We start from the raw sequence: 12,418 nt of genomic DNA on the forward strand, positions 1-12,418 counted from the left end.
CACGGCGCCTTTAACAAACAACTGAATTGCTCAACTCATCAAAACGTTTTCCCGCGGCATATTCTAAAATATTCTCAATTGTTGTCTCAGCAATATTTGATAGTGCTTCTTGTGTTAAAAAAGCCTGATGAGAGGTAATAATCACATTGTTAAAGGTTGTTAACCTAGCAAACACTTCATCATTTAGTACTTGATTGGATATATCATGAAAAAATATGTTTGCTTCTTCTTCGTAAACATCTAAACCTGCGCTACCTATGATGCCCGTTTTTAGTCCCCTAATGAGTGCGGATGTATCGACAAGGCCCCCTCTACTAGTATTGATAAGCATGACACCCCGCTTCATCTTACCGATTGCTGCGTCGTTAATGATGTGTTTTGATTCGTCGCTTAACGGGATATGCAGAGTGATAATGTCGGCTGCGCTAATGATGTTTTCAATGGACGTGTAATCAACGTTACTCATTTCGCCTAATCGAGGGTTTGGGTATTTGTCATAGGCTAGGATTTTACAACCAAAACCACTTAGAATCTCGATGACACATGCTCCAATTTTACCTGTACCCAATACCGCGACCGTTTTGCCAAACATATCGAAGCCGACTAACCCATCCAACACATATTGACCAGCACGATTTCGCATATACGCTTTGTGCAATTGTCGATTAAGCATCATCATCAGTGCCACAGAATGTTCGGCAACAGCATGAGGAGAATATTCTGGCACTCGTACGACGCTTATGTTGTGGCGCTTACATGCCTCTAAATCAACATTATTAAAACCTGCACAACGAAGTGCAATCAACCTAACGCCAATTTTTTCAAGTGCCATAACCGTGTTGGCGTCGCATTTATCATTGACGAATATGCAAACGACTTCGCACCCTTTAGCAAGGTCAACCGTTTGTTCATTAAGGGAAGCTGCGATGGTTCTTAACTGTATCTTTTGAGGATTGAGTTTATCGAAATACTCTTTATCGTATGTCTTTGTGTCAAACATAGCGACTTTGACACCTGAGTCATCTGATGAATTTTGCATATCTATTTCGCTAGATAAGTGTTCCGACAGCTGCTCGTATAAGCGTTCGTCAAGACCATTTAAAGCGTCAAGTTTAGCCTGTAAATCCTTAAGTCGTTGTTGATTATCCATTCACTTTTTACTCGCTAACTAGTTGAGAAGCAAACTCAATTTAGCACATTATTCTTAGTTATTTGTATTCAGCAAATAAACAATAACAAGAATTAAAAAGATACATGTGCTTTGCCAAAATACAACTGGGTTTCGCTCCATCAGAGGGGCTTTATTTTTCCTTAAAAATGAATTGCTTGGTTGTTTTAAATCAAAAACAAACTCTGATAACTCTTGATAGCGTTTTAGAGGATTTATGTGTAAAGCAGTTTTTAGAGTATCGTCTACCCAAGCCGGTATTTCTCGCTCATCATGCAAAGCGCTGCGATATCTAAGCTTGCTTTGTGCCGCTTTTGTTCTTGCTCTTGGCAGTGCACTTCCATAGGGTAATCTACCCGTTAACATTTGATAGCAGATAACGGCTAACGAAAATAAGTCTGAACGGGGGGCACCTGGCTCTCCTAAAAAATATTCAGGCGCAGTAAACTGAACGGTGCCTAGAATATCTTCATGCTCAGTACTTTGGGTCATTTCCATCAAACCTGCGACCTTTGTGGAGCCAAAGTCTATTATTTTGACAACGCCATTTTGGTCTATCATTATATTTTCAGGGCGCAAATCTTGATGGAGCATCTCTAAGCGATGGAAAACCATTAGCCCTCTGGCGATTTGTTCAATAATATCGCGTACGCTTTGCAAGCTGGGTTTGGGATTGTCTTGCATCCATTGGCTGAGAGTTTGCCCCTCTATATATTCAAACGTGGTGTAAAGAAAATTCCGCTTGTGTCCTGCATCACACGGTTTGAGAACATGCGCGCTATTAATGCGTTTTGCTATCCACTCTTCCATTAAAAATCGTTCTAAATGCGCCGCGTCTTCTTTTAATGCAATCGAGGGGGCTTTTAAAACAAAAGACCGTTGTGGATCTGAAGACAAGTCTTGCGCTAGATATACATGACTTCGAGCAGTAGAGTGCAATACTCTGAGTATTTTGAAGCCATCAAATTCTTGTCGAGCTTCTAATATAGGTGGAAACTTTAGGGTTGATAGTTGCTCTATGCGCTCTTTAGCGTCTTCGCTGGGTAGGTTATTAACTCTAATGATTTGGGCGCTTAGATTGTCTGAACTACCTAATTTAAATGCGCGTTCTCCCAATTGTTTAGCTGCTAAATTTAAATCATCCGAATTGTCATTTATGATTTCTTGCATATCCTGCTTGCTTAGATATTCATATACACCATCTGTTGCGAGTATAAAGATGTCGCCTTCAGCTAACTTTAGTGAATGATGTTCTAAGTCGAGTTGAGGAAAAATACCCATTGCGCGCGCAAGATAGCTTTGTTGACTAGAGACCCAAGTGCGATGATCTTCTGTCAGTTGACTAAGTTTATTAGCTCTAAAATGAAAAATTCGGCTGTCGCCTAGGTGAAAGATATAAGCCGTTGTTGACTTGAGAATCAGTGCGCTGAGCGTACACACATAGCCCTTGTCCTTATCGTATTTGTATTCACTCTTATCGGTTTGTGAATATAGCCAAGAGTTGTTTGCACTTAGTACTTTTTCGGCAGATTGTTTAACTGACCAAGTCTCGGATGTACAGTAGTAGTCCTCTAGCAGGCTTTTCACGCATGCTTGGCTTGCAATATGGCTGACTTGACTTGTGCTTATACCATCTGCAATAGCAGCCACTATTCCCTTTGTTGAAAGCTGAGGTTCAGCCGGGATCATTACGCCTTGAAAGTCTTGGTTTTCTGGCTTACGGCCTTTATCTGAATACTGCCCAACCGATACGCTTAATTGGCTAGGCATGGTGATTCTTTTTTCATGTGTTGTTTTTAGTAACTTTTGTAGGGTAGGAACTTACCCGTCATGGTAATTTTTACTCTATCACCTTTTGCATCTTCTTGCCGACTTAGGTCCATATCAAAATCAATTGCGCTCATGATTCCGTCTCCGAACTCTTCATGGATAAGTGCTTTGAAAGTGGTACCGTATACATTGATCAATTCGTAAAAACGATAAATTAATGGGTCAGTTGGCACAGCTGTAGGTAACGAGCCTTTGTAGGGAACAACTTGTAGTTGAGCGACAGCTGCTTCTGGTAGCTCAAGTGCTAGTCCTACTCTCGAAGCTTGATCCGCGGTCAAAGTCATTTGCCCGAGTAGGGCAGCAGTTGTCCACTCTTTACTTTGACCGACAATGTCAGCTAATTGTGGCCATGTGAGGTTCTTCAATTGCTTTTGTAATATGATTAATTCCGTCACTTCATTTCTAGTTATTGGTGTTGTCATAGTATTTTTCCACATAAATGCTTTAAGTTGTTCGCTTGCGATGTGTTGGCGTGAATTTAATAGCGGGCAAATCTGAAATCCTTCTAATTTACCCGCTCACTTTATTTATCAACGCGATTCACATTGATTATCAAGCGATTACGCTGCACGCTTTTTAGTTTCACGCACATGAGTAAGGTAAATTGGTAAGCCTACCAGTAAGAATCCACCCACTAAGTTACCAAGCGCAGTCGGAATTTCATTCCACATGAAGTAATCAATCAAATGAAAGTCACCACCCATGATCATTGAGAATGGGAATAAAAACATGTTAACGATTGAATGTTCGAAAACCATGTAGAAGAAAAGCATAATTGGCATCCACATAGCCGCCATTTTTGCACCAGCTGATGTCGAGATCATCGCTCCAACCACACCCATTGATACCATCCAGTTACAAAGCATGCCGCGAATAAAAATTGTAAACCAACCCAATACGCCTTGTTCTTTATAGCCCAAAGTTCTTGATTCACCGATAGTGGCTACTTTAGCTGCTACAGCACCACCGTCTATCTGATAACCATAGGTCAAAATGAACGATGCAAAAAATGCAGTGGTTAACGCGCCAGCAAAATTTCCACAAAAGACCAAGCCCCAGTTTCTCAGCATGCCTTTCACTGTGCATCCGGGGCGCTTATCGATAACCGCCAGTGGTACAAGTGTAAATACGCCTGTTAACAAGTCATATTTCATTAAATAAAGCATAATAAAACCGACGGGGAATAATATTGCGCCTATGAGTGCATTACCGGTTTGGGTGATAACTGTTATGGCAAAAAAGGCCGCAAGCGCGAGTATTGCACCGGCCATAAAAGCTCTAACAAGTGTGTCTTTGGTTGACATGAATATTTTTTGTTCGCCTTGGTCTACCATTTTCTTGGCGAATTCAGAAGGTTCTAGATATGACATTTTGATTCCTTGATATCTGTCGATATTATTTAGCTGTTAGCGCTTAGATTACTTGGATCATCTATAAAGGCTTTAAGCTAGTTTGTTTTATGCGTTTTCCGTTGGAAAATGCGAGAGCAAAAAAAACGTCCATAACTTTACTGGCAAACAAGCAGTAAGTTTATGGACGTCGTTGTCGATTTGAACCTTTTATCACAAGCCCCGTACAACATATACGGGCTGGTTCAACTTGCTATTTGCATAGATCAAGCCATCAGCAGTGTTTTTTTATGAAAGAGTTAAAAATATAATTAAATCAATTATTTAAGATTTTCGCTTGTTGAGCTACTTCTTTTGAATAGTGATCAAATTGATTGAGAAGTGAACCAAGTTAAACCGCTACGCACTTCTTAAGTGCGGTAACTTTGGTTGGGAATAAGGCGGGAAAGCATTTGCTTCCCCGATTGACATACTGGTTTAACTTGCGTTTGTACTTTCGAATATCTTATCAGCAGATGCTGCTACAAATCCCTGATAATACTCGCCATTTGACATTTTATAACGTTGTGCAAACTCGTAGAAACAGCTTGGAATACTTAACTCACCGTCTGCAAACTTTGCAGTTGCAGTATCAGCCATGGTTGAGGATTGCGCTAAACATACGTCTTGACCGCCTTTAATAAGACCGCCAGATTCATTCATTTTGTAGCCAGCTTCGATCAGTTTGTTATTCACTTCTTTGAGTTCGTTTATTGAGTTTAGATGATTTACGGATACCGTGAAATGATTTGCTCGGTATCCCCAAGCAGCCATCCAACCTGCATATTCTGATTCATCTCTAAGGGTCTTGTAATCGGCTATTGATACATCCCAGTGAGTGCCGGAATACAGGAAGTTTTCGTTATCAAGCGTTCGTTCATCAAGTTGTTCCACCATAGCTTTGATGATAACTTGTGATGCCTCGCTTAACTCTTCAACTCTTAATTCACTGATAAATACTTTGGGAGCAAGTGGGTTGGGGTGCTCTAAATGAATTGCACTGAGTTTTTTTGCCTCAAAGTTATACTCGCCTTTTTGCTCATAACCAAGGCTAACAAAATGTTTGGCGAGCTTTTCAATGTTCACTTTTTCGAAATTAAACGTACGAAGTGCAATGTGATCATTTACTATATCCGACTGCCCCGATGTATTACCAAGCAGTTCATGAATATTGAACGCGCTAGGCGTGATTTGAATATAGTCTTGCCATAATCCTGCAAACAAAGATTCTATCGTTTTGTGCATGTGTGTTTCTCAATGATTAAAGTGTTAAGCCAGGGCTCAGTGTTGTTGGAAGTGTCACTTTTTCTAATTCGACCGAGGCCACGGGGTAAGCGCAGTAGTCGGCAGCATAGTATGCACTGGCTCTGTGATTACCACTGTCGCCAATTCCGCCAAATGGTGCGGCACTGCTCGCTCCGGTTATCGGACGATTCCAATTCACGATGCCGGCTCTTATGCGAGCAAGGAAGTAATCGTAATCTGCTTTATCATCAGCTAGTAATCCTGCTGACAGCCCAAATGAAGTCTTATTCGCGCTTTCAATCGCTTTATCGAAATCATCAAAGCGAATAACTTTTAACAACGGTCCAAAGTGCTCTTCATCAGGCATATTGGATTCGATAGAAGTGACATCGATGATGCCGGGAGTCACAAATCCGGTAGTGGGGTCTCTATGTACCAAGCTAAGTAATGAAGTCGCCCCCATTTTAATTAATTCGGCTTGTGCACTTGCCATTGCAGCGGCAGCGTTGCTCGAAATCATCGCGCCCATAAAAGGTTGTTCATTTGCATCATAATGGTCGACTTTAATGTGTCTAGTCACCTCAATAAGTCTCGCTAGGATTTGGTCACCCTGTGCATTGTTCTGCAAATATAATTTACGTGCACAAGTGCAACGTTGTCCTGAGGTAATAAATGCAGACTGAATAATATCGTGTACAGCCGCATCGGTATCTTCAACATCTTTCACGATGAGGGGGTTATTACCGCCCATTTCTAATGCTAAGATTTTGCCTGGATGACCTGCGAATTGCTCGTGTAGAATTTTGCCTGTTCGCGAACTCCCTGTAAAAAACAACCCATCGATGCCGTGGTGAGACGCAAGCGCCTTGCCTGTTTCTACCTGGCCTTGAACTAGGTTAAGAACCCCTGCTGGTAAACCTGCTTTTTCCCACAGCTTAACCATTTCTTGCGCGACTAGCGGTGTCAGGTCACTTGGTTTAAAGACAATTGTATTGCCGGCAATTAATGCAGGTACGATATGGCCATTGGGCAGGTGGCCTGGAAAGTTATACGGACCAAATACAGCCACCACACCATGCGCTTTGTGTCTTATTACTGCTTGTCCGACAGGCATGGAGTTATTAACTGTTCCAGTGCGTTCGTGATACGCTTTTTCAGAAATTGCCACTTTACCTATCATTGCACCTACTTCGGTCGCTGTTTCCCATTGGGGTTTTCCAGTCTCTTTGGCAATGATCTTTGCTAACTCAGTTTTATGCTCGGTCAGCAGAGTTGCAAATCGTTTTATAATGTCTAATCGCCAATCCAGTGACGTGTGCTGCCATGTTAAAAAAGCTTTGCGAGCGGCTTTAATCGCTAGATCTACTTGTTCAATACTTGCAGAAGTGGCTTCCCAGATAACTTGGTTTTTTGCTGGGTCAATTGACGTGATCGCGTGTCCGTTTCCAGCTATCCAAGTACCATCAATATAATGTGTGTGTGTGTTCATACTTAGCTTGTTCTCTTTTGTGGTACGCAAAATCTGATTGAATCGCCATCAGTTATTGCTAGTGCGTCTGCGTGAGCTTGACTAATTTCGACATATTGTTTGTCAGCGATGACCAAGTCTGCGGTACATGCTCTAAAATTAGAGATAGAGGTATTGATAGCAAAACAAGATTGCGCAGTATCTGCAATTGTCTCAACAATTTTGACGGGTAGCTTCTTGCTATTGCGCACAGTCGTGACTTGCGCAACATTTGCCTCTACCGTTGGACCACCATCGAAGATATCAACATATCCTCTGCACATAAAACCTTCGTCTTGAAGTAATCTTAGTGCTGGTGCAGTCTTTTCATGCACCTTGCCAATGGCATTTTGAGCGGCTTCACTGAGCAAATTGACATAAATGGGGTATTTCGGCATGAGTTCGGCAATAAATACCTTTTTGCCAATACCTGATAGGTAATCAGCCGTTGGGAAATCCATTGAGAAAAAATGCTTTTCTAGCCATTCCCAAAAAGGCGAACGTCCGGCCTCATCACTGATCCCACGCATTTCAGCAATAACAGTATCTGCAAACCGATGTTTGTGCTCGGCCATAAATAAGAAACGCATTTTCGACAACAGTTTACCGTTTAGCCCGCTACGAGCCGACTCACGCAAAAACAGAGTGCAAATCTCACTAACGCCCGTATAGTCACTACACAAAGTAAGTAGTTCGACAGTATTGTGGACATTCAATTCTCTAGAAGCATGCACGACCTTACTGACATGATAGGAGTAAAATGCATCGTCTAATCCTACTGTTGCTTCAATACCACTGGTACCAACAACTTCACCGGTTTCAGTATCTTCCATGACGAATAAGTAGCTTTCGATGCCAGGTACTTCCGTTGTGCTTTGAAAAGCAGCTTCCGCTCGTTCAATTTTACTAGTTAACAAGCTTTCATTGACCGGTAGGGATGTAAACCCGATACCAGACTCTACTGCAATGTCATATAGGGCTGAATAGTCAGCCCTTGTAATGGGACGTATGATTTTCACAAGCCGCTCCTAATATCAGTGCTATTTAGTTGTTGTCTTGTTCTGAAGCAACAACTGATGCAACTGCTTTTTCAAAGCGAGCAAGTCCCTCGATGATGTCTTCATCTGGAATCACTAACGAAGGGGCAAAACGCACAACGTTCATACCCGCAACCAAACACATTAGCCCGTTGTCATTAGCCGCAATCATGAAGTCTCGTGCACGGCCTTGATACTTTTCGTTCATTGCACAACCAAGTAACATGCCTTTACCGCGTACTTCAGAAAAAACCTGATATTTATCGTTTATCTTCTTTAGGATGTCTCTGTAAAGCGTCTCTTTACGCAATACACCTTCAAGCACTTCTGGTTGATTAATGATATCTAAGGCCTTTTCAGCGACTGCGCAGGCAAGGGGGTTGCCACCGTAAGTCGAGCCATGGGTACCAGGCTTGAGGCTTGCTGATACTTTATCGGTTGCCAACATTGCGCCTATTGGAAATCCGCCCCCCAAAGATTTTGCAGTGGTCAGGATGTCCGGCGCAACGCCCAGGCCCATATAAGCATAGAGATGACCGGTTCGACCGACACCAGATTGTACTTCGTCGAATATTAATAAAGCGTTGTGTTTATCACAGAGCTCTCTTACTCCCTTGACGAACGCTGGGTCTGGTACGATGATGCCACCTTCTCCCTGTAAGGGTTCCATCATAATTGCACAAGTGCGATCAGACATCATGTCCGCAAGCATTTCTAGGTTATTATAATCGCAGTGTTCGATAGCACCGGGTTTTGGACCAAAGCCGTCAGAGTACGCAGGTTGACCACCGACTGTTACTGTGAAGAATGTACGACCGTGAAAACCTTGTTTGAAAGAGATTATTTGATCTTTATCGTTGCCAAAATGGTCTATTGCATATCTACGCGCTAGTTTTAAGGCTGCTTCGTTGGCTTCTGCGCCTGAATTTGCAAAATAAACCTTATCGGCAAAAGTAGCATCGGTAAGCTTTTTAGCTAAACGCAGAGCCGGCTCATTGGTAAAGACATTACTTAAGTGCCAAATCTTGTTACCTTGCTCATTAAGCGCTTTGACTAATTCAGGATGACAATGTCCAAGTACGTTAACCGCGATCCCGCCTGCAAAATCGATATATTCTCGGCCTTCTTGATCCCAAACTTTTGAGCCTTCGCCTCGAACAGGCACCATAGCGGCTGGATTATAGTTAGGAACCATCACATCGTTAAACGTATCGCGAGTTACTTGCATATTGCACCTTTTAGAATGTCGAGTAAATCCTAGGTCTTGTATAAACAATCACCTAATATGGCCGAGTAGTATGCCAGAATAAAAAAGCTTTGTCGTGGTTAAATTTGCCTGTAGCCCTTTATATTCAAGGGGTTTGCACGTATTTGCATGAAAGCTGCATAAACATGCAGAGAGAATTGGAGGGTTTTACTCTTTACTGTCAGCTTCTTTGATTTTAATCTCAAGTCCGGTCAGATTTACCTTGGTTAGCAAGACCACGTCTTCCGATTTGATGCCAAAATTCCGCAAATAAAGCATGGATGCATTTTTAGATAACAATCCGTTATTCTTCATCATTTTAAATTGCATGTAGCCTTGACATTGGAACAATAAACGAGCGAGAGGGTGAAGTTTCGCCTCGTCAACCGACTTAATACTGATTTCTTTTATCCGTGCGTAGTCTTCTAAACCGATGCCTACTGTTAACCAACGGCACTTTAAATGAGCGACCATATCACTGTTAACGTGACTTGCATGTTTTTTCCAAAGTGCAATTAGGTATTTTGTGCTTGGTTTAAGCTCTGCAAGTAGTTTAGCCTTGTTGGGGTTGTTCTTTTTACGGGTTTCGACAATCATTTTTTGAAGGTGATGGTCAAAATGCTTCACATAAAGTTTCGCAATTGCGCTTCTGCCCCAACTGCTCATCAGTCCAATGTTATATCCTAAGTACCACTTAATACCCTCTTTCTCTGCAACGGCTTGGCAGGCTTTTCCAGAGCCAAGGGAGTATTCCCACATGTGTTTGACAAGTTGCGGAAATTGCTGGGCTTTGGGAGGGAGAGAACGCTTGGCAATCAGTGCTGGTAGTAAAATCCGAAGGCTTTCTATACCAACGAAACTCAAAGCTCCTCGCGTGGTGTTAATAACAATAGGACTTCCTGTTGAATCTACTCTTCTATATTTAGGCTGTCGAACAAACTTGATAAGTGATGCGGAAAGCCAATCAAGCTCCTCCATGGCCGATTCGAGTCTAGAAATTGAACACGCTTCGGTATAGAGAACATCAAGCACTCTTCCCACACTGGGGTGTATTCCGAGCACTTCGTTTAGTAAAAATTCAGGGTCTTCGAAATGTTTACGTAGATCTGTTATGTAACTTTGATGAAATTCAGCTTCAGCCTGCTTTAAATGGCCCTTAGTGATGTCTGCTTTTTCTTCTCTTGCTTTATTGGCCACTTCTTCGACTAGTAATAACTCACGTCTAGCCTCAGCCTGTTCAGAGTCTTCAAGCATTTTCATATGTGCAGTTTTCTGGCCCGATAAAATGATCGCTTCATCGAGATCTGCTAATAGATGCTCAAATCTTGAATTGATAGTGCGTGCAAGTTGAGAAACACTGACTTTCATAATGACCTATTGTGATTAACTACTGTTCAATAAAGTTTTGCAGAATTTCATGTCCATATTCACTAAGCAAAGACTCAGGGTGAAACTGCACGCCATATATGGGGTATTGTGCATGTTCGATCGCCATGACTTCTTTTTGTCCGTGTTGTGTGCAAACTGCTGTTATCTTTAATTCGGTCTTCGCCAGCGAAATCTCTTCCAATATTAACGAATGATAGCGCGTGACACTAAATTGTTCGGGTATTGCTTTAAAAAGCCCCGTTTGGGATAACACTTCAATTTTAGAAGTTTTACCGTGTCTAATGATTGGCGCGTTAATTAAGCGCGCACCAAACAACTCGCCTATCGCTTGATGACCTAAGCACACTCCCAAAATCGGGATCTTGCCTTTATATTCATCAATTGCCTTAATTGAAATACCGGATCGAGCTGGTGTACAAGGCCCAGGTGATATAACCAGATGTGTCGGTGAAAAACGGGCAATATCGTCGACCGATAATTCATCGTTTTTGAACACACAAACTTGGCAGTTAAGTTCTTCAAAGTACCTCGCCAAATTGTGCGTAAACGAGTCATAATTATCGATAATTACCACCATGCTTTTTCGCACCTATCTGCTTACAAAACCCAATGCTTTATAAACCTTATCCAAGGTATCGGATGCAGTCGCTGAAGCTTTAGTTGCACTTGCCTTCATAACTGAATTTAAATAAGCGGTATCTTGCCTAATCCGTTTGTATTCTTCTTGTATGGGCAGCAACATGCCAACTACGGCTTCTGCAACATCACCCTTTAAATGCCCATACATTTTATCCTCATATTTAGGGACTAATGAATCGACCGTTTCCCCCGTAGCTAGCGACAATAGTGAAAGTAGATTCGACACACCCGGTTTTTCTGCGATATCAAAATAAATGCGAGCTTGCTCATCGCTATCGGTCACCGCTTTTTTTATTTTCTTCGTGAGCTTTTTAGGGTCCTCTAGTAATCCAATGATGTTGTTTGGATTGTCATCAGATTTCGACATCTTTTTGTTGGGCTCTTGAAGACTCATGATGCGAGCACCCGTTTTAGGAATGAAGGGCTCGGGTAGGGTGAATATGTCTCCGTACAAATTATTGAAGCGAGTTGCGATGTCTCGTGTCAACTCAAGATGTTGTTTTTGGTCATCACCAACGGGCACTTGGTTGGCTTGGTACAATAAAATGTCGGCCGCTTGAAGAACTGGGTACGAATATAGTCCCACATTAATATTATTCTCATTCTTTTGCGATTTGTCTTTAAACTGGGTCATGCGATTAAGTTCGCCCATCTGAGCATAGCAGTTAAGCACCCACCCTAACTGAGCATGCTCTGGCACATGTGATTGCATGAAAATAGTGCTTTTCTCTGGATCGATTCCACACGCAAGGTATAAGGCTAAACCATCCAGGCAAGCCTGATTCAGCGCGCTAGGATCTTGGCGCACCGTAATCGCATGTAAATCTACAAGCATGTAGTAACAATCGTAATTATCTTGCATATCAACCCATTGACGAAGCGCGCCCATATAGTTGCCTAGGGTAAGCTGGCCCGACGGTTGGCAACCACTTAATACAACAGGTTTTCTAGCTTTCATTTTTTTCTATT

General features: G+C 42.1%; 11 protein-coding genes. All 11 read right to left on the reverse strand.

Annotation, left to right across the window (positions count from 1 at the left end; translation table 11 throughout):
- Positions 1–10: 10 nt before the first annotated feature.
- The 11 genes from KUL10_RS05115 to trpS all read right to left on the reverse strand — a co-directional run bounded on the left by KUL10_RS05115 (position 11) and on the right by trpS (position 12,407).
- Positions 11–1,039, reverse strand: coding sequence for a 2-hydroxyacid dehydrogenase (locus KUL10_RS05115; RefSeq protein WP_233499730.1), 1,029 nt, complete (start codon positions 1,037–1,039; stop codon positions 11–13).
- Positions 1,040–1,204: 165 nt separating this feature from the next.
- Positions 1,205–2,938: a bifunctional protein-serine/threonine kinase/phosphatase gene (locus KUL10_RS05120; RefSeq protein WP_110427826.1), complete on the reverse strand. Its 1,734-nt coding sequence runs from the start codon at positions 2,936–2,938 to the stop codon at positions 1,205–1,207.
- A gap of 26 nt (positions 2,939–2,964) precedes the next feature.
- Positions 2,965–3,420 carry a cyanase gene (cynS, locus tag KUL10_RS05125; RefSeq protein ID WP_199509190.1) on the reverse strand — a complete coding sequence of 152 codons (456 nt, stop codon included), beginning with the start codon at positions 3,418–3,420 and terminating at the stop codon, positions 2,965–2,967.
- 138 nt (positions 3,421–3,558) lie between these two features.
- Positions 3,559–4,368: a formate/nitrite transporter family protein gene (locus KUL10_RS05130; RefSeq protein ID WP_110427827.1), complete on the reverse strand. Its 810-nt coding sequence runs from the start codon at positions 4,366–4,368 to the stop codon at positions 3,559–3,561.
- A gap of 456 nt (positions 4,369–4,824) precedes the next feature.
- Positions 4,825–5,631 (reverse strand): DUF1338 domain-containing protein, encoded by an 807-nt coding sequence (locus KUL10_RS05135; RefSeq protein WP_110427828.1) that lies wholly within the window; start codon positions 5,629–5,631, stop codon positions 4,825–4,827.
- Between the two features lie 16 nt (positions 5,632–5,647).
- On the reverse strand, positions 5,648–7,120 hold the full coding sequence (astD, locus tag KUL10_RS05140; RefSeq protein ID WP_110427829.1) for a succinylglutamate-semialdehyde dehydrogenase: 1,473 nt from the start codon (positions 7,118–7,120) through the stop codon (positions 5,648–5,650).
- A gap of 2 nt (positions 7,121–7,122) precedes the next feature.
- Complete coding sequence (gene astA / locus KUL10_RS05145; protein WP_110427830.1) at positions 7,123–8,157, reverse strand: arginine N-succinyltransferase; 1,035 nt, start codon at positions 8,155–8,157, stop codon at positions 7,123–7,125.
- 25 nt (positions 8,158–8,182) lie between these two features.
- Positions 8,183–9,403, reverse strand: a complete 1,221-nt coding sequence (locus tag KUL10_RS05150) for an aspartate aminotransferase family protein (protein ID WP_110427831.1) — start codon at positions 9,401–9,403, stop codon at positions 8,183–8,185.
- A 186-nt stretch (positions 9,404–9,589) separates the two neighbouring features.
- Entirely contained in the window at positions 9,590–10,789 is a 1,200-nt protein-coding gene (locus KUL10_RS05155) for an HDOD domain-containing protein (RefSeq protein ID WP_110427832.1), read from the reverse strand.
- Between the two features lie 19 nt (positions 10,790–10,808).
- On the reverse strand, positions 10,809–11,387 hold the full coding sequence (locus tag KUL10_RS05160; RefSeq protein ID WP_110428033.1) for an aminodeoxychorismate/anthranilate synthase component II: 579 nt from the start codon (positions 11,385–11,387) through the stop codon (positions 10,809–10,811).
- Positions 11,388–11,399: 12 nt separating this feature from the next.
- On the reverse strand, positions 11,400–12,407 hold the full coding sequence (gene trpS / locus KUL10_RS05165) for a tryptophan--tRNA ligase (protein ID WP_110427833.1): 1,008 nt from the start codon (positions 12,405–12,407) through the stop codon (positions 11,400–11,402).
- Positions 12,408–12,418 lie beyond the last annotated feature (11 nt).

The sequence above is a fragment of the Glaciecola sp. KUL10 genome (assembly GCF_003203515.1).
Classification (GTDB): domain Bacteria; phylum Pseudomonadota; class Gammaproteobacteria; order Enterobacterales; family Alteromonadaceae; genus Glaciecola.